27 protein-coding genes are annotated in these 25,053 nt (G+C 68.6%); 7 read left to right on the top strand and 20 right to left on the bottom strand.

Going from position 1 to position 25,053, the window contains the following annotated elements; translation table 11 throughout:
- Positions 1-19 precede the first annotated feature (19 nt).
- Both TPAU_RS02880 and TPAU_RS02875 read left to right on the top strand, forming a co-directional pair.
- On the top strand, positions 20-355 hold the full coding sequence (locus TPAU_RS02880; RefSeq protein WP_041944266.1) for an antibiotic biosynthesis monooxygenase family protein: 336 nt from the start codon (positions 20-22) through the stop codon (positions 353-355).
- A gap of 80 nt (positions 356-435) precedes the next feature.
- The gene (locus TPAU_RS02875) at positions 436-1,122 is read left to right on the top strand and encodes an HdeD family acid-resistance protein (RefSeq protein ID WP_013125265.1); all 687 of its coding nucleotides are present in this window, start codon (positions 436-438) and stop codon (positions 1,120-1,122) included.
- Positions 1,123-1,199: 77 nt separating this feature from the next.
- On the opposite strand, the gene TPAU_RS02870 is transcribed toward TPAU_RS02875, so the two are convergent.
- Positions 1,200-1,775: a TetR/AcrR family transcriptional regulator gene (locus tag TPAU_RS02870; RefSeq protein WP_049825757.1), complete on the bottom strand. Its 576-nt coding sequence runs from the start codon at positions 1,773-1,775 to the stop codon at positions 1,200-1,202.
- 243 nt (positions 1,776-2,018) lie between these two features.
- Between TPAU_RS02870 and TPAU_RS02865 the strand changes: the two genes are divergently transcribed.
- From TPAU_RS02865 to TPAU_RS02850, 5 genes are read left to right on the top strand one after another with little or no spacing between them, the layout of a single operon-like run.
- Entirely contained in the window at positions 2,019-3,368 is a 1,350-nt protein-coding gene (locus TPAU_RS02865; RefSeq protein WP_013125263.1) for a flavin-containing monooxygenase, read from the top strand.
- Positions 3,365-4,165 carry an SDR family NAD(P)-dependent oxidoreductase gene (locus TPAU_RS02860; RefSeq protein WP_013125262.1) on the top strand — a complete coding sequence of 267 codons (801 nt, stop codon included), beginning with the start codon at positions 3,365-3,367 and terminating at the stop codon, positions 4,163-4,165. The genes TPAU_RS02865 and TPAU_RS02860 overlap by 4 nt, the downstream gene beginning before the upstream one ends.
- Complete coding sequence (locus tag TPAU_RS23390; protein ID WP_245537834.1) at positions 4,162-4,392, top strand: hypothetical protein; 231 nt, start codon at positions 4,162-4,164, stop codon at positions 4,390-4,392. The genes TPAU_RS02860 and TPAU_RS23390 overlap by 4 nt, the downstream gene beginning before the upstream one ends.
- A 12-nt stretch (positions 4,393-4,404) precedes the next feature.
- Positions 4,405-4,926, top strand: coding sequence for an acetoacetate decarboxylase family protein (locus TPAU_RS23385; protein WP_281054802.1), 522 nt, complete (start codon positions 4,405-4,407; stop codon positions 4,924-4,926).
- A 5-nt stretch (positions 4,927-4,931) separates the two neighbouring features.
- Positions 4,932-6,158, top strand: coding sequence for an oxidoreductase (locus TPAU_RS02850; protein ID WP_013125261.1), 1,227 nt, complete (start codon positions 4,932-4,934; stop codon positions 6,156-6,158).
- Positions 6,159-6,629: 471 nt separating this feature from the next.
- Here TPAU_RS02850 and TPAU_RS22825 read toward each other — a convergent pair whose 3' ends face one another.
- The 19 genes from TPAU_RS22825 to ftsH all read right to left on the bottom strand — a co-directional run bounded on the left by TPAU_RS22825 (position 6,630) and on the right by ftsH (position 25,036).
- A complete protein-coding gene (locus TPAU_RS22825; protein ID WP_147291141.1) occupies positions 6,630-6,989 on the bottom strand; it encodes a hypothetical protein in 360 nt (119 codons plus the stop codon).
- Positions 6,990-7,003: 14 nt separating this feature from the next.
- On the bottom strand, positions 7,004-7,690 hold the full coding sequence (locus TPAU_RS02840) for a hypothetical protein (protein WP_013125259.1): 687 nt from the start codon (positions 7,688-7,690) through the stop codon (positions 7,004-7,006).
- Positions 7,691-7,788: 98 nt separating this feature from the next.
- Complete coding sequence (gene hsaB / locus TPAU_RS02835; protein WP_013125258.1) at positions 7,789-8,355, bottom strand: 3-hydroxy-9,10-secoandrosta-1,3,5(10)-triene-9,17-dione monooxygenase reductase subunit; 567 nt, start codon at positions 8,353-8,355, stop codon at positions 7,789-7,791.
- Between the two features lie 72 nt (positions 8,356-8,427).
- Entirely contained in the window at positions 8,428-9,216 is a 789-nt protein-coding gene (locus TPAU_RS02830; protein WP_013125257.1) for a phytanoyl-CoA dioxygenase family protein, read from the bottom strand.
- 336 nt (positions 9,217-9,552) lie between these two features.
- Entirely contained in the window at positions 9,553-12,120 is a 2,568-nt protein-coding gene (locus TPAU_RS02825) for an ATP-dependent Clp protease ATP-binding subunit (RefSeq protein ID WP_013125255.1), read from the bottom strand.
- A gap of 310 nt (positions 12,121-12,430) precedes the next feature.
- Complete coding sequence (locus TPAU_RS02820; RefSeq protein ID WP_013125254.1) at positions 12,431-12,775, bottom strand: histone-like nucleoid-structuring protein Lsr2; 345 nt, start codon at positions 12,773-12,775, stop codon at positions 12,431-12,433.
- Between the two features lie 139 nt (positions 12,776-12,914).
- Positions 12,915-14,711, bottom strand: coding sequence for a lysine--tRNA ligase (gene lysS, locus TPAU_RS02815; protein WP_013125253.1), 1,797 nt, complete (start codon positions 14,709-14,711; stop codon positions 12,915-12,917).
- Positions 14,712-14,745: 34 nt separating this feature from the next.
- The gene (locus tag TPAU_RS02810) at positions 14,746-15,120 is read right to left on the bottom strand and encodes a rhodanese-like domain-containing protein (RefSeq protein WP_013125252.1); all 375 of its coding nucleotides are present in this window, start codon (positions 15,118-15,120) and stop codon (positions 14,746-14,748) included.
- A 161-nt stretch (positions 15,121-15,281) separates the two neighbouring features.
- Positions 15,282-16,139: a type III pantothenate kinase gene (locus TPAU_RS02805; RefSeq protein WP_013125251.1), complete on the bottom strand. Its 858-nt coding sequence runs from the start codon at positions 16,137-16,139 to the stop codon at positions 15,282-15,284.
- The gene (panD, locus tag TPAU_RS02800; protein WP_013125250.1) at positions 16,139-16,546 is read right to left on the bottom strand and encodes an aspartate 1-decarboxylase; all 408 of its coding nucleotides are present in this window, start codon (positions 16,544-16,546) and stop codon (positions 16,139-16,141) included. Before panD ends, TPAU_RS02805 begins: the two co-directional genes overlap by 1 nt.
- Before the next feature lie 2 nt (positions 16,547-16,548).
- Positions 16,549-17,475, bottom strand: coding sequence for a pantoate--beta-alanine ligase (panC, locus tag TPAU_RS02795; RefSeq protein WP_013125249.1), 927 nt, complete (start codon positions 17,473-17,475; stop codon positions 16,549-16,551).
- On the bottom strand, positions 17,472-18,413 hold the full coding sequence (locus tag TPAU_RS02790) for a Rossmann-like and DUF2520 domain-containing protein (RefSeq protein WP_013125248.1): 942 nt from the start codon (positions 18,411-18,413) through the stop codon (positions 17,472-17,474). The genes panC and TPAU_RS02790 overlap by 4 nt, the downstream gene beginning before the upstream one ends.
- A 111-nt stretch (positions 18,414-18,524) precedes the next feature.
- Complete coding sequence (locus TPAU_RS02785) at positions 18,525-19,670, bottom strand: DUF6779 domain-containing protein (protein WP_013125247.1); 1,146 nt, start codon at positions 19,668-19,670, stop codon at positions 18,525-18,527.
- A 101-nt stretch (positions 19,671-19,771) separates the two neighbouring features.
- Complete coding sequence (locus TPAU_RS02780; protein ID WP_041944264.1) at positions 19,772-20,299, bottom strand: DUF3180 domain-containing protein; 528 nt, start codon at positions 20,297-20,299, stop codon at positions 19,772-19,774.
- Complete coding sequence (gene folK, locus TPAU_RS02775; RefSeq protein ID WP_013125245.1) at positions 20,296-20,784, bottom strand: 2-amino-4-hydroxy-6-hydroxymethyldihydropteridine diphosphokinase; 489 nt, start codon at positions 20,782-20,784, stop codon at positions 20,296-20,298. The genes TPAU_RS02780 and folK overlap by 4 nt, the downstream gene beginning before the upstream one ends.
- Complete coding sequence (gene folB / locus TPAU_RS02770) at positions 20,781-21,164, bottom strand: dihydroneopterin aldolase (protein WP_013125244.1); 384 nt, start codon at positions 21,162-21,164, stop codon at positions 20,781-20,783. The genes folK and folB overlap by 4 nt, the downstream gene beginning before the upstream one ends.
- Positions 21,164-22,036: a dihydropteroate synthase gene (folP, locus tag TPAU_RS02765; protein WP_013125243.1), complete on the bottom strand. Its 873-nt coding sequence runs from the start codon at positions 22,034-22,036 to the stop codon at positions 21,164-21,166. The genes folB and folP overlap by 1 nt, the downstream gene beginning before the upstream one ends.
- The gene (gene folE / locus TPAU_RS02760; protein WP_013125242.1) at positions 22,033-22,629 is read right to left on the bottom strand and encodes a GTP cyclohydrolase I FolE; all 597 of its coding nucleotides are present in this window, start codon (positions 22,627-22,629) and stop codon (positions 22,033-22,035) included. Before folE ends, folP begins: the two co-directional genes overlap by 4 nt.
- 1 nt (position 22,630) lies before the next feature.
- Entirely contained in the window at positions 22,631-25,036 is a 2,406-nt protein-coding gene (gene ftsH / locus TPAU_RS02755) for an ATP-dependent zinc metalloprotease FtsH (protein ID WP_013125241.1), read from the bottom strand.
- Positions 25,037-25,053 lie beyond the last annotated feature (17 nt).

Raw genomic sequence — 25,053 nt, 5'->3', positions numbered from 1 at the left:
ACCGGGCTATGTTGGAGGCATGTCGGTAGTGAAGATCAACGCCATCCACGTGCCCGAGGCCGCGGGACCCGAGCTCGAGAAGCGATTCGCGGCCCGCGCGCACGCGGTCGAGAACTCGCCGGGATTCCTCGGCTTCCAGCTGTTGCGCCCGGTCAAGGGCGACGATCGCTACTTCGTCGTGACGCACTGGGAGTCCGAGGACGCCTTCACCGCATGGCGCGAGGGCCCCGCGCGCGAGGCGCATGCCGGCCGGCACGACCCGAACGGCGGCGAAGAGCGCAAACCGGTCTCCACCGGAGCCGATCTGCTGGAGTTCGACGTGGTGCTGGACTTCCCCGCCAAGTCCGCACCGTAAGTCCGCACCGTAGCGAAGTCCGGCCGCCACCGTGGGCGATGCGGTTTGTCGCGATTGTTGGGATCGCATAGGATCCGGTTATGACTACCAAATCGTTGCTTCGCGAAGATATTGAAACCAAGACCAAACAAGCCTGGTGGTCGCTTCTCGCCCTCGGCGCACTGTCGATCTTGTTCGGCGTGGTCGTCCTGGTGTGGCCCGGCCCGACCACTCTGGTCGCCGGGATCATGTTCGGCATCTTCTTGATCGTCGGCGGCATCGTCCAGGTGGTCGCCGGCATCATCGGCGACACCGAGAACCGCTGGCTGTCCGTGATCAGCGGCGCGTTGTCGCTCGTGCTCGGCGCGTTCTGCTTCCGCGACGACATCGCCAACTCGGTCGCCGTACTCGGCATCTTCATCGGCATCGGCTGGATCTTCGGCGGGGTCTGGCAGATCACCGCCGGGATCGCGGGCAAGCACCTGCCCAACCGCACCTGGACCGTCATCGCCGGCATCCTGACCCTGATCGGCGGATTCGTTCTGATCGCCAGCCCGTGGGACAGCATGATCATCCTCATGGTGGTCACCGGCATCTTCGCAATCGCCATCGGCATCGTCGAGATCATCGGCGCGTTCCGCCTGCGCAGCACGGCCAAGCAGGTCGGACAGGGAGTCGACGATGTGACCGGCGCGGTTTCGCAGAAGGTCGATGCGGTCACCGGCCGCGTCCAGGACGCGAAGGACCGGGTCCGCGGCACCGAAGGCGACCAGCCCACCGCCGAGTAAGAACGACAGAACGCGGCCCCCGTCCTTCGTCAGGGCGGGGGCCGTGTCGTGTCGATACGCTTGGCTGCCCTAGGTCGCTACCGGAGCCGGGCGAGCATCTCGCGTGCACCCAGAACGAGGCGTTCGCGGGGGAACACGTCCGGCCGGGCCAGCAACAGCCTGCCCGACTCGATCACCAGCGCGACGATCATCCGGGCGTACAACTCGGGATCGCCACCGCCCACACCGGTGTCGGTGTTCGCCGTCACCACATCGGCGACCATTGCAGCGGCCTGGTCACGCCCACGCTCCACAGTCCTGCGAAACTCCGGCGTGGCGCTATCGACCAACTGCAGAATCGCACTCCACAGATCAGGCGAGGCCTCGAACATCTCCAACAGATTTGCGTACAGCGCCACGACGAAATCCGGCTCAACCACCTGTTCCTTCGCCCGCGCTCCCGCTGCATAGCACTGCGCGAGTGCCCGCCCCTCCTCACGCGCCAACGACGCCCGCAACAACGCCGCAGAATCGTCGAAGTGTTTGTACACCACCGGCCGAGTTACACCGGCCGCCTCGGCCACCGACTCGATCGAGACCTTGTGCACACCGCGTTCGACCACCACCCGCAGTACCGCATCGAGGAGCTGTTCCCGGCGGTCCGCGGGCGTCATCCGGGGCGCGTACGGGCGCCTGGCCTCTGATTTCACGGCGTCCGTCATCACACCGGCCCTCCATCCGTCGACCGTCGAGTCCGCAGCAATCCTACGTCTTGCGTAGCTACACCGAACGAAGCTACAGTTTGTGTAGCTACAGTGGATGTAACTTTGGAGCCTAGCTCACATCGCGACTCCACTCCCGGATCCGCCGGATCCGACCGAACGCCGTTCGGTTCATCGGATGAGGAGCTTGTTGCAGTGGACAATCGACGTGATCGCGTCTGCGTGATCGGAGCCGGCTACGTCGGCAACGGTGTCGCGGGTGCCCTGAAGCGGGCCGGGGTGCCCTACGACCAGATCGAGGCCACTGACCGGATCGGCGGGAACTGGTCGCACGGCGTCTACGACTCGACGCACCTGATCAGCTCGAAGTCGTCGACCCAGTACGTCGAGTTCCCCATGCCCGCCGACTACCCGACCTTCCCCAGCCGGGCCCAGATGCTGGCCTACCTGCAGTCCTACGTCGACCACTACGGACTCACAGAGCACATCGAATTCGACACCGAGGTCGTCGATGTCCGGCCGGTCGACGCGAACGGCATGGCGGGCTGGTTCGTCCGCCTCGCCTCCGGCGAGGAGCGGCGCTACCGCGCCGTGGTGGTGGCCAACGGCCACTACTGGGAGCGCAACCTGCCGCAGTACCCCGGCGAGTTCACCGGCACACAGCTGCACTCGAAGGACTACAAGCAGCCCGCCGACTTCGCCGAGGGCGGCCGAGTGCTCGTGGTGGGCGCGGGCAACTCGGCCAGTGACATCGCCGTGGAGGCCTCGGCGACCTTCGGCTCGGCCGATATCTCCATGCGCCGCGGTTACTGGTTCATCCCCAAGGCCATGTTCGGCATCCCGGTCTCCGAACTCGACCGCGTGTGGTGGCCGATGCCCCTGCAGCGGGCGGGATTCAAGGTCATGCTGCGCCTGAGCTACGGCGACTACAAGCGGTACGGCCTCAAACGGCCCGACCACAAGCTGTTCACCCGCGACGTCACCGTCAACACCTCACTGATGTACGCGCTCCAGCACGGCAAGGTCAGGCCGCGACCCGAAATCGAGCGGTTCGACGGTGCCACCGTGCATTTCACCGACGGCACCTCAGCGGACTACGACACCGTGGTGTGGGCCACCGGATTCCACACCCGGTTCCCCATGCTCGACGAGTCGATGTTCGTCTGGGAGAACGGCGACCCCCTCCTGATCGAGCACGTGCTCGCGCCCCGGTTCGCCAACATCTACCTCATGGGACTTGTCGCCCCGCGTTCCGGGGCGGGCCGGATCATCTCGCACGGCTCGGCGTTTCTCGCCGAGGCGATCCCGGCGCAGGCGCACTTCGCCGAGCCGCTCTCCGATGTCGTCGCCCGCTGGATTCCGGCGCACTCATCGATGCTCGCCGGCTCCGCGGAGATCCTCGGCCGCATCCGACTACTACGCCAGGCGCTTCGGCTGCTGGTAGCCGCATCAGTGCTCCGCCCGCGGACCCCCGGCCTTCGCACCTCCGCACCCCCGGCCACCGCTCCGGTCGATTCCACCCCCAAGGAGAGCATCCCGTCATGAGCCTTCCCAACCCCACACCGGATTCCCGGATCGTCGTCACCGGCGCCTCGAGCGGAATCGGCGAGGCACTCGCCGAATCCTTCGCCCGCCGCGGACATTCGCTGATCCTCGTCGCCCGGCGCGAGGACCGACTGCGCACTCTCGCCGAGCGTCTAGCCGCCCGCTACGTGGTGCAGGCCGACGTCGAGCCCTGCGACCTGGCGGACGCGGCACAGCGCACCGAGCTGATCCGCCGCCTGGGCAAGGTCGACATCAGCGGGCTCTGCCTCAACGCCGGCTTCGCCACCTACGGCAGTATCCTCGAGTTGGACGCCGACCGGGAGCGTGAGCAAGTCGAAGTGAACGTGGTCGCGGTGCACGACATCCTCGTCGGCCTACTGCCCGCCCTGGTCGCGCGCGGCTCGGGCGTGGTCCTGATCACCGGCTCGACCGCCGGCAATCAGCCCAGCCCGAACAACGCCACGTATGCGGCCAGCAAGGCGTTCGCGAACACCCTCTCCGAGTCGCTGCACGGCGAGCTCGCGGGGAGCGGCGTCACCTGCACGCTGCTCGCCCCCGGCCCGGTGCGCACCGAGTTCGCGGAGGTCTCGAATCTCGGCGCCATCGAACAGCACCTGCCCGGATTCGCCTGGGTCAGCGCCGCAGCCGCGGCAGAGGCCGCCGTGCGCGGCGCCACCGCGGGACGCCGCCGGGTGGTTCCGGGCGCGACCGCGAAGCTGCAGGACTTCGGTGGCAAGTACACACCGCGCACCATTCTCAACCCGATCCTCCGCAAGGCGTACGGAGACTTCCGATGAACCGCCGCGGATCCGAGTACGGCCTGCGCGGCAGTCTGCGGCAGGCGCTCAAGCTGGCTCCCCCGCGCGGCATGCTGTATCGCGACGCCCACTACTTCACGGCGACGGTCGAGGTCGACGTGCCGACGATGCAGTCCTGGCTCCCGTCGGGCGTGCGGGCGGTCACGCCGGGCCGTGCCGATGTCTTCACCGCCTGGTTCCCCGATTGCACCTACGGTTCGGTCTAACACGAGGCCGGAATCTTCGTACATATCAAGACGATCGGCGGGCGCACCGGTATCCACTGCCCGTGGATGATCCTCGACGACGATGTGGCCCTGATTCTGGGTCGCGAGCTGTTGGGCTATCCGAAGAAGCTCGGCGAGATCGAGTGGAACCTCGACGATCCCTTCATCTCCGCTACGGCGTCGCGCCGCGGCACCGACCTGATCACCATGAGCGGCCGACTCGGCGCGGTGATCGAGACCGCTCCCCCGATCCTGGGGCGCCCGCACCGCAACGTCACCGGAACCCTCGGTGCCGCGCTTCCCCGGATCGTCGGATTCACCCCTGGCGAGCACCCGATCGAGGCCCGGGAGGTCCAGCTCGACGACTTCCGGATCGGCGGCACCGACCGCGATCCCATCGACCGGATGGGGTTGGGCCCCGTCGTCGAGGCCCGCCTGCACCGGGTGAATCTGTCGGCCGGCATCCCACCGGTTCCGCTGCGCCCCTTGACTCCCCTGTTCTCCCTGACCCGCCTGCGACCGAGAGTGCTGTGAGCATCATGACCGAATCCCTCCTGTCCGAATCCCTGGTGCTGCCCTGCGGGCAGGCCCTCTCCAATCGCATCGCCAAGGCCGCCATGAGCGAACAGCTGGCCAAGCGCGATGGCACCGCGAGCGACGAACTCCGCCGCCTGTACGCGGTCTGGGCCAGCGGCGGCGCCGGCCTGCTGCTCTCGGGGAACATCATGATCGACCGGGATGCGCTCACCGAGCCCGGCAACGTGATCCTCGACGACGCCCGCGGCCTGGACCAGATCCGTGCCTGGACGGGGGCCACCAACGGCACCGAGGCCAAGATCTGGGCCCAGATCAACCACCCCGGGAAGGTCGCGGTCTCGCCTTTCAACCGGCGGCCCATCGCACCGTCGGCGCGACGCAGTACGGTGCCCGGATACAACATCCGCAAGCCCCGCGAGCTCTCCTCGAGCGAGATCGGCCGCATGATCGCCAAGTACGCCCGGACCGCCGAACTGGCCGTCGCGGGCGGCTTCGACGGCGTGCAGGTGCACGCCGCCCACGGCTATCTGCTCTCCCAGTTCCTTTCGCCGCTATCGAACCAGCGCAACGACGAGTGGGGCGGAGACGAGACCCGACGCATGCGGGCACTCCTGGAGACCGTCGCCGCGGTGCGCGCCGCCGTCGGCACCGGCATCCCCGTCTCGGTGAAGCTGAACTCGACCGACTTCCTGCGCGGCGGATTCGACTCCGATCAGGCGCTCACCGTGGCACTCGCGCTGGGGGAGGCCGGGATCGATCTGCTGGAGATCAGCGGCGGCGGCTACGAGCAGCCCGCCATGACGGGGGTCGCAGCCGGCCAGGAGACGGGGGCCGACGGACGCGGCTACTTCTTCGAGTTCGCGCAGCGGATCCGCGCCGCATCGACGGTCCCGATCATGCTGACCGGCGGCCTGCGCAATCCCGTCGCCATGGAAGAGATCCTCGCCGGGGGCGTAGTCGACGTGATCGGAGTGGGTCGCCCCCTGACCTTCCTGCCCGACTATCCGCGGCAGCTACTCAACGGCCGGGCGCCTGCCCTCCCCAAGAGTGCTCCGCGGGTGGGATACCGACCCGCGGATGGATACCTCGAACTCGCCTGGCACAACAACCAGCTGCATAGGATCGCGGCCGGTAATACACCGCAGCGGCGACCCGGTATCCGCACGCTCGCCCAGTCGCTCTCGCGCATCACTGTGGCCGCCGGCAAGCAGATGTCGATTCCGCGGTAGCCGCACCCATCCGTCCACGCGATCTCAGGAGTTCGAGGTGGCCATCGCCGACTTCATACCGACCGAAGTCCGCACCATCCCGCGGTCCGATTCCGCCACCGGATTCACCCGCGTCGATCAGTTCGACCGCATGCACTCGGCCGGCGGCGGATTCGGGGCCAGGCTGCGCATCGCACGACCGTCGAGACCACCTACGAGCAGTACAACTCGGTGGTGATCGAGAAGACGCTGGTCGATCGCTCCCAGCTGGACAGTCGGTTCCTGCAGTTCTTCCCGTCGAGCGAGCTCACCGCAAATGTGGTGAACCCCGGACCCCTGCCTGAAGTCCGGCACGTGGACGGCACCGTCGACCATCGACTCCGAGCTGATCCACGCCTTCCGGCCGGATCTGCGGAACCATCGCGTCCGCGGCACCGAAGGCGATCAGCCCACCGCCGAGTAAGAACGACAGAACGTCGCGTCGTGTCGCGATCACCTCTTCGATCGGTACCCGTAGCGCCGGATCGCAGCCAGCGCCGCACGCGCCGCCGGTATCGAATCGACACGCTCGGACACCGCCGTCACGAGTTGCGACTCCCGATTGCCGAACCGCGGGTCGGCCTGGATGAGTAGCGGTACGGCACACGCCAGCAGGTACTCCTGATACGCCGCATGTGTCGCGTCGAGGTCGGCGAGTACTTGCTCGGCCGTCCCCCGCAGCCGTCCGGGCGGCAGCCGCACGGGCGCGGCGGCTGCCGGGGACAGGTCTTTGGAATAGCTGGCGAGCGACCAGATCTCCGCCCACTGCAAAGACGGCTCCCGGACGAGCAGTGCACGATAGTGCGACAGCACGTCCGCATCGCCGATCAGCAACCGCCCGTTACCGCGCCGCGGTGCTTGAACGCCGAGGAGAGCGGAAAGCCGTTCCGCTGCTCCGTCGGAGCGTGTTCGTATCCGCAGTTGCGAGTGAGCCTGTGCAACGCCATCCCGCGCCCGATCACCGCACGAGGCTCGTCGTTTGCCGGCCCGTCCACGATGCGCTCGGCTCCCTGGAGCACTGCCGTGGGATCGACGAACACACCTCCATCATCGGCAGGCCGGAAGATCGCGTCACAAACACCGTCCGCAGACTTCCCCCAGCACCGCGCGAGTGCCTGCGCCGCGTCTCGAGTCCCTCCCGCCATCGCGACTGCGGCCGTCATGGCCGGTACGAGGTCGCGTGCCGCGGCACCGTTGTCGACCATTTCGCCGACCCGCACCCAATCGACCTCGAGCCCGGCTTGTTCGCACACCTCGGCGCTGCGCTGCACCGCAACGGAATCGGCAGCACGGGCGGCGTAAGGCCGGACTCCCGGCACGACTGCCGCAAGCAGGTTCGCGTTAGCGCCCGAGATCTTGCCGAGCCACCCGGCATCGGACCACAGCCGCCAGATGGTCGAGCGGGAAATGCCGGAGAGCGCGACCACATCGGCAGCAGTGAGATCGGCAGCCGCCGCGATCTCCCCGAGGGTGCGCTGCCGGATCGACAATGCACCGTCGCCCTTGCCCTCCATCGCGCACCTCGCTGTCACCTGGGCACCGCGATGAGGTCACGGCGCACTGATGTTTAACGATACGAAATCATGCAGACGATCGCAGAGAAGCGGGTCGCTCAGAGCCAGGCGCCGGCGTCCCACGTGAGGAACGACTCCAGGCTGGAGGCGGGGTGCAGTCGCGGGTGTTCGGTGGAGAGGTAGGCGCCGCGATAGAACAGCAGCGGCTTCTCCTCGCTGACATCGCCGAGCGCATGCACGCGGCCGATCGCGATGTGGTGATCGCCACCGTCCAGCACGCTTTCCAGCGTGCAATCCATCCAGGTGAGCGAGCCGTCGATGGTGGGATTGCCGAGCGGCGACGGGCTCCAATCGAGGCCCTCGAACTTGTCGTCGACGGGCCGACCGAACGCCGCGCTCACCGACTCCTGCGCCTGGCCGAGCACCGACACCGAGAAGGTCTTCGACGCCTCGATGTGCTTCCACGTGCGGGAGGTCTTCATCGGACAGAACAACACCAGCGGCGGGTCCAGTGACAGCGCCGCGAACGACTGGCACGCGAATCCCACCGGCTTCGCGTCGGCCGAGGTGGTGCCGATGATGGTGACGCCGGTACAGAACTGCCCCATGACGTGACGGAAGGTGCGTGCATCGAATTCCGGCTCGTCCGGCCCCGCAACAGTCATACGACGAACCTACTCCGGCACCGATTCTCGCCCGCAGGCGGAATCGTGATGTTCACCACCGGCGCGACGAGGTCAGGTGCCGAGCAGGATCGCCCGCTCGACCGGAGTGTGCGCGGTGCGGCGCCGGTCGAGGTCGGTCCGGTACCGCGGTAGGAGTGGAGGCTGCGCGAGGAAGCGCGGACCCCGGCCGCGGCCGGGACGAAGCGGTTGCGCCGCGTGCACCAGGAACGGGTGGCAGAGGTAGACATCGCCGGCGGAACCAGTCGCGTGAGCCTCCGGCAGATCCTCTGTCGCCTCGTACTCGTCGCGCATGCCGAAGACCTCGACCCCGGTATCGCCGTAGCGCTGCAGCGCCGCCGCCATCCGCAGGTGCGATCCGACGCGGATGCGGGTGGGCGCATCGTCGGGCCCGGTATCCGAGAACAGGAACAGCATCAACAGAGCGCGACCGTCGCTGCGGTGATTGACGCGCCAGCGCAGGAAGTTGCCGGGATCCTCGCCGGGAAAGCTCGCATCGATGTGCCAGCCCGTATCCACCGGATCCTCGTCCGAGGGGAACCGAACAGGGAACGTGCCGAGCGAGACCCGCGGCAGCCAGCGGCCGCTGCCCACCAATCGGTTGGCGGCCTCGCTGATGGCCGGTGCGGTGGCCGCGACGCGGAACGGTTCCTCGCCGTGGTCGCCGAGCCGCACCACGGGCTGTACCCAGGTGGACGGGGCGTCGGGCCTGCAGCCCGCAGTCGCGGTGAGCTCGTCCCACAGGATCGCGCGGGCGGCCGCCGCAGTGGCGGCGCTGAAGGCGCCGTCGAGCCGCACGAATCCGTTGCGGATGAAATCCTCGACCTGCGCGTCGGTGAGCACTGGAGTCCTCTCAGTCGGTGAACACCCGACTGTGCCAGCGACCTCCGCGACTGCGCGACCGATTTTCGGCCGGGACGATCAGTCCGCGAGGACGAAGCCCACGGTGCTGCCCGGCACCGTGAGCGCACACAGCGACACGAAGACCCGAAGGTAGTACAGCAGTGACTGACGGAACGTGCGGTTGCTCATCTCGACCTCCACCCAGCCCGAGGAGAATGTGACACCCCGAGGGTACGCCCGTCTTTGCGATCACGCACGCCGTGGTGCGGCGATACGAAAGAGCCCGCCATCCGGTTGCGGATGGCGGGCCCCTCGGCGGTGCTTACGCGGTGATGCTTACGCCGACTCGCTCGGCGACTCGCCGGCCAGCGCGGGCACGGCATCGTCGGAGGATTCGGACTCGACCGGCGCCGGCTTGGGCTTACCGGAGAAGACGAACTTGGCGTCCTCCCCCTTGCCCTCGCCGTCCCAGCCCTCGACGTCGACCACGACGATCTGGCCGGGGCCGAGCTCGCCGAACAGGATCTTCTCGGACAGGTTGTCCTCGATCTCCCGCTGGATGGTGCGACGCAGCGGACGGGCACCGAGCACCGGGTCGAAGCCGCGCTTGGCGAGCAGCGACTTGGCCTGATCGGTGACCTCGATCTCCATGTCCTTGTTCTTCAGGGCCACGGCCACACGGCTGAGCATCAGATCGACCATCTCGATGATCTGCGGCTGGGTCAGCTGGTGGAAGACGACGATGTCGTCGATGCGGTTGAGGAACTCCGGGCGGAAGTGCTTCTTCAGCTCGTCGTTGACCTTCTGCTTCATCCGGTCGTAGTTCGCCCCGTCGGAATCGCCCTGGGTGAAGCCCAGGCCGACGGCCTTCGAGATATCGCCCGTACCGAGGTTCGACGTGAAGATCAGGACCGTGTTCTTGAAGTCCACGGTGCGGCCCTGGCCGTCGGTGAGACGACCGTCCTCCAGCACCTGCAGCAGCGTGTTGTAGATCTCGCTGTGCGCCTTCTCGATCTCGTCGAACAACACCACGGAGAACGGCTTGCGGCGCACCTTCTCGGTGAGCTGGCCGCCCTCCTCGTAGCCCACGTACCCGGGAGGGGCGCCGAACAGGCGCGAGGCGGTGAACCGGTCGTGGAACTCGCCCATGTCGATCTGGATGAGCGCATCGTCCTCGCCGAACAGGAAGTTCGCCAGCGCCTTCGACAGCTCCGTCTTACCCACACCGGACGGGCCGGCGAAGATGAACGAGCCCGACGGGCGCTTCGGATCCTTCAGGCCGGCGCGAGTGCGACGGATCGCCTTGGACACCGCCTTGACGGCGTCCTCCTGGCCGATGATCCGCTTGTGCAGCTCGTCCTCCATGCGGAGCAGACGGGTGGTCTCCTCCTCGGTGAGCTTGAACACCGGGATACCGGTCCAGTTGCCCAGGACCTCCGCGATCTGTTCCTCGTCGACCTCGGCAACCACGTCGAGATCACCGGCGCGCCACTGCTTCTCGCGCTCGGCGCGCTCACCGATGAGCTGCTTCTCCTTATCGCGCAGCGACGCGGCCTTCTCGAAGTCCTGCTCGTCGATCGCCGATTCCTTCTCGCGGCGGGCGTCGGCGATCTTGTCGTCGAACTGCCGCAGGTCCGGCGGAGCGGTCATCCGGCGGATGCGCATGCGCGCGCCCGCCTCGTCGATGAGGTCGATCGCCTTGTCCGGCAGGAACCGGTCGTTGATGTACCGGTCCGCCAGGGTGGCGGCGGCCACCAGCGCGCTGTCGGTGATCGAGATGCGGTGGTGCGCCTCGTACCGGTCGCGCAGGCCCTTGAGGATCTCGATGGCGTGCTCGACGCTCGGCTCGCCCACCTGGACGGGCTGGAACCGACGCTCCAGGGCGGCATCCTTCTCGATGTACTTGCGGTACTCGTCGAGCGTGGTGGCGCCGATGGTCTGCAGTTCACCACGGGCGAGCTTGGGCTTGAGGATCGACGCGGCGTCAATGGCGCCTTCCGCGGCTCCGGCTCCCACGAGCGTGTGCAGCTCGTCGATGAACAGGATGATGTCGCCGCGCGTGTCGATCTCCTTGAGCACCTTGCGCAGGCGCTCCTCGAAGTCACCGCGGTAGCGCGAGCCTGCCACCAGGGACCCGAGGTCCAGGGTGTAGAGCTGCTTGTCCTTGAGCGTCTCCGGAACGTTGCCGTTGACGATGGCCTGCGCGAGGCCCTCGACCACGGCGGTCTTACCGACGCCGGGCTCACCGATCAGCACCGGGTTGTTCTTGGTGCGCCGGGAGAGCACCTGCATGATGCGCTCGATCTCTTTGGACCGGCCGATCACCGGGTCCAGCTTGCCCTGGGCCGCCGCGGCGGTCAGGTTCCGGCCGAACTGGTCGAGGACCAGAGAGGTCGACGGGGTGCCGGCCTCGCCACCGCTGGAGGCGCGGGCACCGGCGCCGGCGGGCTCGCCGCCCTCCTTGCCCTGATAGCCCGACAGCAGCTGGATGACCTGCTGGCGCACGCGGTTGAGATCGGCGCCCAGCTTCACCAGGACCTGGGCGGCCACGCCCTCGCCCTCGCGGATCAGGCCGAGCAGGATGTGCTCGGTACCGATGTAGTTGTGGCCCAGCTGCAGCGCCTCGCGGAGCGAGAGCTCAAGGACCTTCTTGGCACGCGGCGTGAAGGGGATGTGGCCGGACGGGGCCTGCTGCCCCTGCCCGACGATCTCCTCGACCTGGCTGCGCACACCCTCCAGGGAGATGCCCAGCGACTCGAGAGCCTTCGCGGCCACGCCCTCACCCTCGTGGATGAGGCCCAGCAGGATGTGCTCGGTGCCGATGTAGTTGTGATTGAGCATCCTGGCTTCTTCTTGCGCCAGGACGACGACGCGACGAGCGCGGTCGGTGAACCTCTCGAACATGGCCATTTTCCTCACATCCCGGTTACGACGGGGACAAGCTGGCGGCGTGTCCCGTAGCTAGCCGTCTGCACTTGACGTCTTCTCACTGTAGTTCTTCACTGATCGGCGGGGTTGGGGCGCGTGCCCCCTGAGCGGGCTGGAGCCCGTTCTCCTTCGCCGTCAGCTCCGGATACACCAGGTCAAACGCACCCCCGGCGGGATTTGATCCCCGTTCCGCCGTGAGCGAAAACGGGCGTGATCGGCGTCGGACTCGCGTGAAACGCACGTCGCCCCGGTGCGCGGCGGCGCACCGGGGCGAAGCGGGGAAGTTCTAGTTGGCCTCGTTGTAGGCGTCGATCACGTCCTGGCTGATCCGGCCACGGTCGTTCACCTTCAGGCCGGCGCCGCGAGCCCAGTCCCGGATCGCGGCGCTCTGCGAACGGTCGATCGGGGTGCGGCCGCGCGGGGCGGACGCGGCACGGGCGCCGCGCTTGCGGCCACCACTGCGGCGCGCACTCGCGATCCAGGTATCGAGCGACTCTCGCAGCTGCGCCGCGTTCTTCGCCGAAAGATCGATTTCATACGTGACGCCGTCCAGACCGAATTCCACGGTCTCGTCGGCGGTCTGCGTATCGTCAACGTCGTCGACAAGCGTAACGGTGACCTTGCGCGCCATGAGTAGTCCTCTTCTAGTCTCGTATCAATGCTGGAATTGCTCCCCGAAACACGAGTCTATACACGGATCCGCGTTTACCGCGATTCCCCAGCGGTATTTCTGTCGCGATTCTGTAACGATTTTACATTTGGTTCGCGGACTAATTCGGTTGAATCCGGTCGCTCGCGACCAGTTCTCGTACGCGTTTCGCACCGATCGCAAGCAGCAGGGTAGGAAGACGGGGACCGGTGTCTCCGCCCACCAACAGCCGATAGAGAAGCACGAAAAATGCGCGTTGCGCTGCGCCGAGTTCCTTATCCCCCTTGACGATCTGATCCGCCCCCAGGCCGCGCTGCACCTTGGCGACGCCGTACACCTGATGCGTGATTCCGGCGAGCGTCCAATCGTCCTCGAGGCGGCCGAGCCCCTCCGGGGCCGGGGTGCCGGAACCGTCGAGCAGTAGTCGCAGGGCGGCACGTTCATCGTCGGTCAATCCGCGCAGCAGATCGGTGTCGGGCGCGGTCCGCACCACGGTCCGTTCCTGCGCCGGCATCTGCTCGGCGACCCAGGTGGTTGCCTTGTCCAGCCGCGGGCGCAGCACATCCAGGCCGGTCAGAGGCTCATCCGGTTCCAGGGCACCGAGGATGCGCAGGGTTTGCTCATCGTCGCCGGTGGTGATGTCGACAACGGACGCCAGGGTGCGATAGGGCATCGTGCGCGGTGTGAGCGCGAGCGCGCGCACCTGTCCCTCGACCGGATCGGCGACCGAGGCGGCGCGGGCGTAGGCGGCGATGTCACCGGGCTGTGCCTTGTCGCCGGCCACCTTGCGGGTCAGGGCGTCCCATTCGTCATAGGTGCGCGGCAGTTCTCCATCGAGCGCCACGTCGAAGGACTGATTGGGCTTCTTGCGTCCGTACAGCCAACGTAACAGCGGCGGCTCGAGGTATCGCAGCGCAATCGCGGCGGTCGGCACTCCGCCCTTCGAGGACGACATCTTCGCCATTCCACGGATTCCGACGAATGCATACATCGGCCCGAGGGGGCGCCGCCATCCGAAGATCGGCGCCACATCCTTACCTACGGCGAACGAAGAACCGGGCGACTGATGATCCACACCCGAAGGCTCGAATGTGATCTTCTCGAATGCCCAGCGCATGGGCCAATCGACCTTCCACACCAGCTTGCCATCAGTGTGTTCGCGGAGGATCACGGTCTCGGTGTGACCGCAGCGACACTGATATTTCAAAGCGGTCGACTCGTCGTCATATCCGATGACGGTCGTGAAATCGGTGCCACAAACGGAGCAATACGGCTTATACGGGTAGTAACCGGAATCGCCGGACCCGTCGGCCTCGTCCGCGGAACCCGATGCGGCGTCGGCGGCTTCCGCGTCGGCCTCAGGCTGATCGACCGTGACGCCGCCCTTCTTCGCCTTGTCCAGGGTTCGGTAGCGCTCCAGAATCGCGTCGATCCGCTGACGCTCGGCCATGGCGTGGAGCACCTGGTCGATGTAGGCACCCGAGGAGTACATCTGCGTCTGGCTGATCCCGCGGTAGGTCACACCCAGCTCGACCAGCGCCGTCTCCAACTCCCGGCGGAAGTGCTCCGCCCAGTTGGCGGCGTCGGATCCGTACGGTGCGGGCACCCGGGTCAGCGGCTTACCGATGTGCTGCTCCCAGGTCTCATCGACACCGTCGATCGTGGGGACCTTGCGGAAGCGGTCGAAGTCGTCCCACGAGATGATGTGCTCGACGGTGCGGCCGCGGCGGCGCAGTTCGTCCGCCACCAGGTGCGGCACCATCACCTCGCGCAGGTTGCCGAGATGGATCGGCCCCGACGGGGAGATACCCGATGCCACCTTCACCGGGGCGTCGTTCTGCTCCGCGAAGGCGACCGCCTCATCGGCGAGGCGGGTCACCCAGTCGTCCAGGGGCGCATTCACAGGGGCTACGGTCACGGACCGCAATACTACCGTCGCAGAATGCGCGACCTCACGCCTCGTGCGCGGCGAACTGCGCGACGGCGCGGCGGTAGGACTCGGAACCGGTGCCGGTGCCCGTACCACCGGTGACGCCGAGCGACAATGCGCGGAAGCCGCCGTCCACGGAGGACGCCTGCACTCCACGATCGCGCAGGCGGGTGGCGATCGCGGCGGCGGTGGCGCCGTTGCCGCTGACCAGCAACCATCGGGTATCGGGGCCGGCGGCGGCGAGACTGGTCGACAGGCCCGGCACGAGGCGGGCGATCACGGCGGCGGCATCGAGGGCGACGGCGCCGGGCAGGATGCCGTCGCGGCTGCGTTCGGACTGGTCACGCAGATCCACGAGGATGGCGTCGTCTGCGGGGGTGAAGTGCACGGGGTGCATCGGGATTCTCCAGGCGGGAGGCGAACGCTCGGACCGGCGTTCGGCAGCGGAAGGGGGTCGGGTTCCTAGCGGACCCGACAACACTCCATGCAGCTGCGCACCTGGCTCATGACAGCGAAATTAGCATCCGGCGTGCGGCGCGGCAACAATTGCGCTCACCACTACACCGAATCCCGCGGGTGGGCCTTGCGCTCGGCGCGGGTGGCCCGGCTGGCGATCTCACGCAGGTAGACGGCCCGCAAGCCCTGCAGGGTGAGGTCCGCGCGGCGGTCCGTGATGGTCGCGCATTCGGCGGCGACGCCATCGTCGTACCCGCCGGTGGCGATCACGCGAGCATCGGGCACGGTCTCGAGGGCACGGCGGACCAGCGCGTCGACCAGGCCGGCGAATCCGTAGATGATCCCCGACTGCAGCGCCTCGACGGTGTTCTTTCCGACCACCGAGCGAGGTGGGACCAGCTCGACCCGGCGCAGCGCGACGGTCCGTTCGGCGAGCGCGTCGAGGGCGCTGCCCACGCCGGGGGCGATGGCGCCGCCGAGGAACTCCCCCTTGGCGCTGACCACGTCGACCCGCGTGGAGGTACCGAAATCGACCACGATGCACGGTGTTCCGGCGGATCGGCCGCAGACCTCGAAGGCACCGGCCGCGTTCGCCACCCGGTCGGTGCCCACCTCACGCGGATTGTCCACGTGGAGCGGGACCCCGGTCTTCACACCGGGTTCCAAGATCACGTGCTGGGCGCCCGGGTAGTACCGCGGCGCCATGGCGCGCAGCGAACGCAGCAGCTCGGGCACCGTGGACAGCGCGGTCACCCCGGTGACGGCGGCGGGATCGAAGCCGGGCTCGGTGCCGGGGCCGGTGAGGAAGCCGCGGATCACCAGGGCGAGCTCGTCGGAGGTCATCCGGGGATCGCTGCGCAGCCGCCAGGTACCGAGCAGTTCGCCCGCGCCCCCGTCGGTTCCGGCCGCGAACAGTCCGACGGTGACGGACGTGTTCCCGGCATCGATCGCCAGCAGCACTAGATCCGCCCGGTCACGAGGCCGTAGCCGTCGGGGACACGGGCGGCGTCGGTGGACAGTTCGACCGGCTTGTTCTCGGCATCGACGAACACCACACTCGGTGCGTAGGTCTTCAGCTCCCGCTCGTCGAGCTGGCCGTAGGCGATGAGGATCACGATATCGCCGGGGCTCACCAGATGCGCTGCGGCACCGTTGATCCCGATCACTCCGCTGCCTCGCTCACCGGCGATGGTGTAGGTCTCCAGCCGGGCGCCGTTGGTCACGTCGACGATCGCGACCTGCTCTCCCTCCAGCAGGTTCGCGGCGTCGAGGAGATCGGCGTCCACCGTCACCGAGCCCACGTAGTGCAGGTTCGCTTCGGTCACGGTGGCGCGGTGGATCTTGCTGGTCATCATGGTGCGCAGCATCTCTACGCCTCCCCGCCGATCGCTCCCGCCGGCTCGGGCTCGGGCTCCGAGAGGAATCCGGTGCCGATCGCGACGCCCACGTTGTCGAGCAGCCGGGTGGTACCGAGCCGTGCGGCCACCAGCAGTCGGCCGTCGCCGTGCGCGGGTGCGGGGCCGAGGTCGGGGGCGCGCAGCTCCAGATACTCGACCTGGACGTCGGGGCGGGAGGCGAGCACCTCGCCGGCGGCGGCCAGGATCGCGGTCTCCCCGCCCTGGGCGGAGTAGGCCCCCGCGAGGAGGGCCGCGGACAGTGCCGTGGCGGCGTCGCGCTGCGCTTCGTCGAGGTAGACGTTGCGCGAGCTCATGGCCAGGCCATCGGGTTCGCGCACCGTCGGGACGCCGACGATCTTGACGTCCATGTCGAGGTCGGTCACCATCTGTCGCACCAGGACCAACTGCTGGTAGTCCTTCTCGCCGAAGTAGGCGGTGTGCGGGCGGACGATGTTGAGCAGCTTGTTCACCACGGTCAGCATGCCGGCGAAATGCGTCGGTCGGCTGTCGGCCTCGAGTCCCTGACCGGCCGGACCGGGATGAATGGTGGTGCGCGGCCCGTTCGGGTACATCGCGGCGGCGGACGGCGCGAAGACCAGCTCGACGCCCGCGGCGCGCAGCTTCTCGACATCGGCATCGAGCGTGCGCGGGTAGGCGTCCAGATCCTCGCCGGCCCCGAACTGCAACGGGTTCACGAAGATCGAGACCACGACCACGGCTCCGGTCAGCTTCGCGGCGTGCACCAGCTCCAGGTGGCCGTTGTGCAGCGCACCCATGGTGGGGACGAAGGCGATCTGCCGGCCGGTCGACTTCAGCGCCGAGGTCACCCGGGTCAGCTGCGCCGGATCATGGTGCACGGTCAGCTGACCCGGCGTGTACGGGCGGGTGGGAGCGCTCATCGGTCTTCTTTCTCGAGGACGGGATCGATCATGGCTGAGGTACCGGACTGGGCTGCTGCCCTCCGGGATTGGCCGCGGTACGCGTCGGTGATCAGGGGATCGACGGTGTCGAGCGCGGCGAGGTGGCGGGCGACCGCCTCGGCGTCACCGCGAGCGGCGGGACCCGTGAGAGCAGCCGGTCCGGTGCGGAGGGCGTTGTCCAGGGCGGCGCGTGCCAGCGGAGCGAGGACGCGTTCGGCGAGTCCGGCCTCCGGGCCCCCGACGGTATCGAGACCCACCCCGCCGGCGAGTGCGGCGCGGAGTGCGAGCACGGCATCGTCGACCAGCGCCACCAGGTGATTCGCACCGTGTGCGAGGGCGGCGTGGTACAGCGGACGCGAGATCTCGGGGACCCGCACGGGCTCGGCACCGATCTCGAGTGCGAGGGCCTGACCGACGGCGTGACCCACTTCGTCGGCGGCGGTGATCCCGATGCAGCTGGAGGCCAGCCGCGCGGTGTCCTCGGGATCGTCGACGAAGGTCATCGCGGGGTGGAAGGCGATCGTGGTGCAGCCGAGGCGGGCGAGCGGGGCGAGCACGCCCACGCCGAGGGCGCCGGAGGTGTGCAGCACGATCGCCGAGGGATTGATCGCGACGGCCAGGTCGTCGACCAGGGCGGGAAGGTCGGTGTCGGGTACGGCCAGGATGAGCAGCTCGGCCTTCTCGGCGATCACCGCGGGCGTCTCGATCCGGGCCTCCGGCAGCCGTAGTCCGGCACGGGTGCGGGAGCGGTGCGTCCGTGCGGCCGTTGCGGTGACGATGTGCCCGGCACGCTCGAATGCGGCTCCCAGCGCGGTTCCGACCCGGCCCGCGGACACCACGCCGACGGAGAGCCTGGCCGGCGCGGGGGGATTGGGGATGCCCGCCAACAGATCAGGCGAGTCCTGAAACTCGGGCATGGGAGATGAGCCTCCAAAGGGGTCGTTCCAGTCCCGCAGCGCGGGTACCAGACGGTCAGTGGAAGGTTATGCCCGCGGCGCGGCGCGGGCAATGCCGTGTGAGCTAGTTCATCACTCCGGCTTGCGCCGGCGGCCGCCGCTGCGCTCGGTGTCGGCGTTCATCCGGGCGATCAGCTCGGCCACGGTGCTGCCCGAGGAGTGCTGGCCGCGCGTGCTGTCCTGCTCGTGCACGTCGTCGTCCTCCGGCCGCGTCTCCTGCAGCGGCGCCGCGGGCGTGGGTTCGGCGGCGGGGAAGGGCGGCACGGTGGGGATGCTGTGCACCTGGTCCGCGGGCGCGGGCTGCTGCGGAGCGCGCTCCGGCGGGGCGTACTGAGCGAACTGCGGCGGCTGCTGCTGCGCGGCATCCGGGGTGAACCGGCGCGGAGGGAAGGGCGGGCGGTAGCCGGACTGCGGGGCCAGCGGGACGAAGGGCTCGTCGCCGTCGATGTGGTCGATGTGCTCGACGTCGACCGGCTCGGCATCGACCGGCGGCGCAGCGGCCGGCGACTGCGGGTCGACGACGGCCTCGAAGACCGCGGTGGGCGTGTCCTCCTGAGGCCGGTTCGGCGCGGAGGGCGCGTCGACGGGCTGCTCCGCGGCCGCCGGGAAGTCCGGGACGTCGTTCACCGCGGAAGCGGCGCCGTAGTAGCTGTCGACGTCGGGCACCGGGGGCGGCACGCCGGCGAAATCCTGCTGCGCGCGGAATCGGTCGTCGTCTTCGAACACGGACTTGGCGCGCTGGGCGTCGATCGCGCGCTGCTCGGCGGCGGCGTACAGCTCGGTGTACGACGGGCCCAGGTCGCGACCCAACAGCTCTTCGAGGTTGGCGCGCAACGCGAGCACCTCTGCCTTGAGTGCTGTGAGCTCTTCATTGGACTCGTGCCGCAGCTCGGAGCGCAGGTCGTGCTCGAGCTGCAGTTCGTATTCGCGCCGGGCGGAGATCTCGCGCTCGAGCTGGAGCTCGTAGACCGCCTTGAGACCGCTCTCCTTCGACTCCGCCGAGCGGATGTCGCGGGCGTTGCGAGCGATCAGGAATGCGGCGATCACCAGACCCCAGACCAGCAGTATCAGGGCGAGAAGACCCCAGCGCTTGTCGTCGGAGAAGATCCACATCCCGGTACCGGCCACGGCCAGCACGATCACCGCACCCAGCATCCACTGCCCGGCACCGGCGTTGGACCTACGCGGGGCTCGCTTCCGATTGCCGGGATCCATCATGATCGTGACACTACCGTTTACCGGCCACGATCCGACACATGCATCACGGAATGTCGCATACGCCGACTTCCGTCCCATCATTCACAAAAGCAACGGCAGGCTCAGGCGGGCGAGGTGTCGGCGGGTTGCTCGTCGGGGTCGTCCGGTGTGCGGCAGCACTGTTCGAGCCACAGCGCCGAGGCCAGCAGCAGCCCCGCGCCCACCAGGCCGATCCACGCGCCGGGCCGGTCGGCATGAGTCGCGGTCAGCTCACTGCCCTTGGTGAGCAGGAACGCGAGCGCGCCACCGAAGAAGCCCAGCGAGACGGCCCCGAGGTACGCCGAGGCCTTCGCCAGCGCCACGGCGCGGGCCACGGCGATCGGATGCAGGCGTCCGGGCCCCATCCCCACCTGCCCCTTGGCCAACCGAGAACGGATGAGCTGCGCGATCCACAGATCTGCGGCGGCGATGCCGTAGAGCATGGCGCCCGCCCAGATCGGGATCGGCGGCACCAGGTCCTTGACCAGGATGTACGTACCGAGACCGACGCCCAGCACGATCACCACCAGTTCGATCCACCCGGTGCTGCGCATGCCGGGGCCCTGCGGATCGCCGGACCGGCCCCGGGGATCGGGCGACGGTGCGCTCACAGCGGCGTCACCTCTGCGACCTCGCCGGCGGGCAGTGCGGCGAGCAGGTCGTCGACGGTGCCATGGCCGGGTAGCTCGGCCGCGGGGTCGACCGCGCGCCACGGCACCAGCACGAACGCCCGCTGATGGGCCCGTGGGTGCGGCAGGGTGAGCTCGGGATCGTCGGAGCGGATCGGTACCTCTGCGTCCCAGACCGCGATGACGTCCACATCCAGCGTGCGTGGGCCCCAGCGCACGTCGCGGATCCGGTCGGCGGCAGCCTCTTGATCGCGAGCGAAGTCCAACCAGCCGGCGGCGGTCCGCGACGGATCGTCGGCGAGCACGGTGGCGTTGATGAAGTCGTCCTGCTCCACCCCGCCCCACGGCGGGGTGCGATACAACGGCGACGCCGCCACCAGCGCCGGGCCGAGCGCCGTGATCGCGCCACGGACCGCGGTCTCGGCATCACCGAGGTTGGCCCCGATCGAGAGAACCGCGCGGGTCACTGCGGCACCCCGCGAGCGCCGGCGCGGGAGCGACGGGCGACGACCGCCACGTCCGCGAAGGTCAGCGGGATCGGAGCCGACGGCTTATGCACCGTGACCTCGGTGGCGTAGACCCGCGGGTCGGCGGCGATACCGTCGGCGATCTCAGCGGCGACGGTCTCGATGAGGTTGCGCGGCTCCCCCGCCACGATGTCGTGCGCGAGCTGAGCCAGTGCCCCGTAGTCGACGGTGTCGGCCAGGTCGTCGGAGGTCGCCGCGGGCCTGGAGTCGAGCCACAGCACCAGGTCGACGATGAATTCCTGGCCGTCGCGGCGCTCGTGGTCGAAGACACCGTGGTTCCCGCGCACCCGCAGTCCGGTGAGCTCGATGCGGTCGGCCATCAGATTCCGCCCTTCTTCCAGGCCCGCGCGACCGCAATGGCGTCGGCGGTGGCCCGGACGTCGTGTACCCGTACACCCCAGACTCCCTCCCGGGCGGCGAGGGCGGAGATCGCGGCGGTCGCCACCTCGCGACCGGCCGGAGCACGACCGCCGAGCAGCTCGCCCAGGAAACGCTTGCGCGAGGCACCCACGAGCACTCGGAACCCGGTGTCTTGCAAGGTGTTCAATCCCCGCAGCAGTGCCCAGTTGTGATCGCCGTTCTTGGCGAAGCCGAGCCCGGGGTCGAGCACGATCCGCTCGGGGGCGATACCGGCAGCGATCGCGGCATCGGCCTGGTGCAGCAGCTCATCGCGCACTTCGGTGACCACATCGGTGTAGTCGGTGACGCCGTGGTGGATTCCGCTCCAGGTGTCGGCCCCCGGCGCCCCGGGCGACGGCCTCCAGTGCATGAGGATCCACGGGGCGCTCGAGCCGGCGACCACACCCGCCATCGCGGGATCGGCACGGCCACCGGAGACGTCGTTGACGATGGCGGCGCCCGCGTCCAGGGCGGCGGCGGCCACGGAGGCCCGCATGGTGTCCACGGAGACGGCGATCCCCTCGGCGGCGAGCGCGGTGATGACGGGAACCACCCGGTCGCGCTCGACCTCTGCGGGCACACGATGTGCGCCGGGGCGGGTCGATTCGCCCCCCACGTCGACCACCGCTGCACCCTCGGCGACCAGCTCACGGGCGTGCGCGAGCGCGGCGTCCAGGTCGAGGTAGCGGCCGCCGTCGGAGAACGAATCGGTGGTCACGTTGACCACGCCCATGATGAGGGTGGCCCCGCCGGGCCGGGCCGGCGGTGCCGCGGCACGGCTGGCGGCGTTCACCGGCGCAGGATGAGTTCGAGCGCCTCAGCCCGCGAGGTGGCGCTGTCCTTGAACGCCCCGCGCACGGCCGATGTGGTGGTGCTGGCCCCGGGCTTGCGGATGCCGCGCATGGCCATGCACAGGTGCTCGGCCTCGATCACCACGATCACGCCCCGCGGATCGAGTTTGCGCACAACAGCATCGGCGATCTGGGCGGTGAGCCGCTCCTGCACCTGCGGCCGCTTGGCGTACAGATCGACGACGCGGGCCAGTTTGCTCAGGCCGGTGACGCGCCCGCTGGGGCCGGGAAGGTAGCCCACGTGGGCGACGCCGTGGAAGGACACCAGATGATGCTCGCAGGTCGAGTACATCGGGATGTCCTTGACCAGCACCAGCTCGTCGTGATCCTCCCCGAAGGTGGTGTCCAGCACCGAATCAGGGTCGGTATGCAGGCCGCCGAAGACCTCCTGGAAGGCGCGGGCCACGCGTTCGGGAGTCTTCTTCAGTCCCTCCCGTTCGGGATCCTCGCCGACCGCGATGAGCAGCTCCCGCACGGCGGCCACGGCACGCTCGTGGTCGAAGGGCGCGATCGCCGCCCCGTCGCCCGCCGCCACGTCAGCTCTCGCTCGAGCGGTCCGGACCCGACTTCTGCTCCGGGTCCTGCCCCTGCGGCGCTTGGCCCGGCTGCTGTCCGGGCTGCCCCTGCGGGGGCCACCCGGGTGCCGACCAGCCGGCGGGTGCGCCGTAGTCCGGGCGGCTGCCGCCGGCCGGCGGCTGACCGTACTGGCCCGGCTGCGGGTACGGATTCGGGGCCGGCGGGTAGCCGCCCGACTGGCCCGGGTAGGGCTGGTTCGGATACTGCGGCCCCGGATACCCCTGCGACTGCCCGCCCCACTGATAGCCCGGCTGGCCGTAGCCCTGTCCGTAACCCGGCTGACCGCCCGGCACGGGCCACGGCTGCGCCTGCGGCCCCTGCCCGTTGACCTGGCCGTTCTGGCCCGACGGTGCCGCCGCCGCGGCGAGCGCGGCCTGCTCGGCCTTCTTCCGCTCGGCCTCCTCATCGACCGGGGGCCACGGATCGCCGTTCTCGATGGCGATCTCCTTGGGCGTCTTGATCGGCGGCTTGGTCGACGGCGTGCGGGTACCGAAATCGTCGAACTGCGTGATCCGCGGGCGCTTCTCGACCGAGGCGAAGATCCGCTCGAGATCCTTGCGGACGAGTGTCTCCTTCTCCAGCAACTCCCCTGCGAGCACGTCGAGCACATCGCGGTACTCGTTGAGGATGGCCCAGGCCTCGGTGTGCGCGGCCTCGACCAGCGAGCGCACCTCCTCGTCGATCTGGCTCGCGACGGCCTCGGAGTACTGCGCCCCACTGCCGATGCCGCGGCCGACGAACGGGTCACCGTCGTCCTGGCCGTAGCGGACGGCGCCGAGCCGCGCGCTCATGCCGTACTCGGTGACCATGCCGCGGGCGATCTTGGTGGCCTGGTCGATATCACTCGACGCGCCCGTGGTGGGCTCGGCGAAGACCAGTTCCTCCGCGGCGCGACCGCCCATCGCGAAGATCAGTCGTCCGATCATCTCGTTGCGGGTGTACATGCCCTTGTCGTTCTCGGGCACGGCCAGTGCGTGACCGCCGGTGCGGCCGCGGGCGAGCACCGTGACCTTGTACACCGGGTCGAGTCCCTCGGTGGCCCACGCGGCCAGGGTGTGCCCGCCCTCGTGGTAGGCCGTGACCTTCTTCTCGTGCTCGGAGATGATCCGGTTCTTGCGGCGCGGTCCACCGACCACACGGTCCACGGACTCCTCGAGGATCGGCGCCGTGATCTGCGAGCCGTTCTCGCGGGCGGTGAGCAGCGCGGCCTCGTTGATCACATTGGCCAGATCCGCACCCGACATACCGGGGGTGCGCTTGGCCAGCCCGGACAGATCCACGTCGTCGGCGAGCGGCTTGCCCTTGGCGTGCACCTCGAGGATCGCCTTGCGGCCCGCCATATCCGGATTCGACACCGGGATCTGGCGGTCGAAGCGGCCGGGGCGCAACAGCGCCGGGTCGAGGATGTCGGGGCGGTTGGTGGCCGCGATCAGGATGATGCCTTGGCGATCGCCGAAACCGTCCATCTCGACGAGCAGCTGGTTGAGGGTCTGCTCGCGCTCGTCATGGCCGCCGCCCATACCGGCGCCGCGCTGGCGGCCGACGGCGTCGATCTCGTCGACGAAGATGATGCAGGGGCTGTTCTCCTTGGCCTGCTCGAACAAGTCGCGCACGCGGGAGGCACCGACACCGACGAACATCTCGACGAAGTCCGAACCGGAGATGGTGAAGAAGGGCACGCCGGCCTCACCGGCGACGGCGCGCGCGAGCAGCGTCTTACCGGTGCCGGGCGGGCCGTAGAGCAGCACGCCCTTGGGGATCTTCGCGCCCAGTGCCTGATAGCGGGCCGGGTTCTGCAGGAAGTCCTTGATCTCGTAGAGCTCCTCGACCGCCTCGTCGGCGCCCGCGACATCGGCGAACGTGGTCTTCGGCATGTCCTTGGTGAGCTGCTTGGCCTTACTCTTGCCGAAGCCCATGACGCCGCCACGGCCGCCGCCCTGCATCCGGTTCATCAAGAAGAAGAACAGGCCCACCAGCAGCAGGATCGGGAGCAGCATGAACAGCACCGACTGCCAGATCGACTCCGCGGTCACGTTGGTCGTGTAGTCCTGCAGCGGCTTGCCGTCGGGCGTCTTCGCGTCCTGGACATCGGCGAGGATGTCGCGCGAGGTGCCCGCCGGGTACTTCGCGAAGATTTTCTTGCCCTCGACCCCGTCGATCGGCTTGTCGATCGTCACGCGCAGCGTCTGCTCGCGGTCGTCGATCTGCACGTCCGTGACGTTGTTCGCCTGCAATTGACTGAGGACCAGCCCGGTGGACACCGGGGTGTAGTCGCGGTCCTTGCTGTTGACCATGGTGAAAGCCCAGATCAGGAGCACGAAGCCGGCGATGATCGCCAGCGTCCGGATGAGTGATTTGCGTTTCATATCGCTTCGCCTCGCGG

The sequence above is a fragment of the Tsukamurella paurometabola DSM 20162 genome, assembly GCF_000092225.1.
In the GTDB taxonomy this organism is placed as follows: Bacteria; Actinomycetota; Actinomycetes; order Mycobacteriales; family Mycobacteriaceae; genus Tsukamurella; species Tsukamurella paurometabola.
The sequence above is the reverse complement of the archived record's forward strand: the minus strand, read 5'-3'. Positions and strand labels throughout refer to the sequence as shown.

What these genes read in the sequence shown, in the direction of transcription:
- panC (WP_013125249.1), bottom strand. Translation starts at nt 17,475, where the DNA reads ATGAGCGCTCCCACCCGCCCGTACACGCCGGGTCAGCTGACCGTGCAC.
- TPAU_RS23390 (WP_245537834.1), top strand. Translation starts at nt 4,162, where the DNA reads ATGAACCGCCGCGGATCCGAGTACGGCCTGCGCGGCAGTCTGCGGCAG.
- TPAU_RS02875 (WP_013125265.1), top strand. Translation starts at nt 436, where the DNA reads ATGACTACCAAATCGTTGCTTCGCGAAGATATTGAAACCAAGACCAAA.
- ftsH (WP_013125241.1), bottom strand. Translation starts at nt 25,036, where the DNA reads ATGAAACGCAAATCACTCATCCGGACGCTGGCGATCATCGCCGGCTTC.
- TPAU_RS02840 (WP_013125259.1), bottom strand. Translation starts at nt 7,690, where the DNA reads ATGGAGGGCAAGGGCGACGGTGCATTGTCGATCCGGCAGCGCACCCTC.
- TPAU_RS02810 (WP_013125252.1), bottom strand. Translation starts at nt 15,120, where the DNA reads ATGCACCCCGTGCACTTCACCCCCGCAGACGACGCCATCCTCGTGGAT.
- TPAU_RS02790 (WP_013125248.1), bottom strand. Translation starts at nt 18,413, where the DNA reads ATGCCCGAGTTTCAGGACTCGCCTGATCTGTTGGCGGGCATCCCCAAT.
- TPAU_RS02820 (WP_013125254.1), bottom strand. Translation starts at nt 12,775, where the DNA reads ATGGCGCGCAAGGTCACCGTTACGCTTGTCGACGACGTTGACGATACG.
- hsaB (WP_013125258.1), bottom strand. Translation starts at nt 8,355, where the DNA reads ATGACTGTTGCGGGGCCGGACGAGCCGGAATTCGATGCACGCACCTTC.
- TPAU_RS02785 (WP_013125247.1), bottom strand. Translation starts at nt 19,670, where the DNA reads ATGATGGATCCCGGCAATCGGAAGCGAGCCCCGCGTAGGTCCAACGCC.
- folB (WP_013125244.1), bottom strand. Translation starts at nt 21,164, where the DNA reads ATGGCCGACCGCATCGAGCTCACCGGACTGCGGGTGCGCGGGAACCAC.
- TPAU_RS02825 (WP_013125255.1), bottom strand. Translation starts at nt 12,120, where the DNA reads ATGTTCGAGAGGTTCACCGACCGCGCTCGTCGCGTCGTCGTCCTGGCG.
- TPAU_RS02860 (WP_013125262.1), top strand. Translation starts at nt 3,365, where the DNA reads ATGAGCCTTCCCAACCCCACACCGGATTCCCGGATCGTCGTCACCGGC.
- panD (WP_013125250.1), bottom strand. Translation starts at nt 16,546, where the DNA reads ATGCTGCGCACCATGATGACCAGCAAGATCCACCGCGCCACCGTGACC.
- TPAU_RS02870 (WP_049825757.1), bottom strand. Translation starts at nt 1,775, where the DNA reads ATGACGCCCGCGGACCGCCGGGAACAGCTCCTCGATGCGGTACTGCGG.
- TPAU_RS02850 (WP_013125261.1), top strand. Translation starts at nt 4,932, where the DNA reads ATGACCGAATCCCTCCTGTCCGAATCCCTGGTGCTGCCCTGCGGGCAG.
- TPAU_RS02880 (WP_041944266.1), top strand. Translation starts at nt 20, where the DNA reads ATGTCGGTAGTGAAGATCAACGCCATCCACGTGCCCGAGGCCGCGGGA.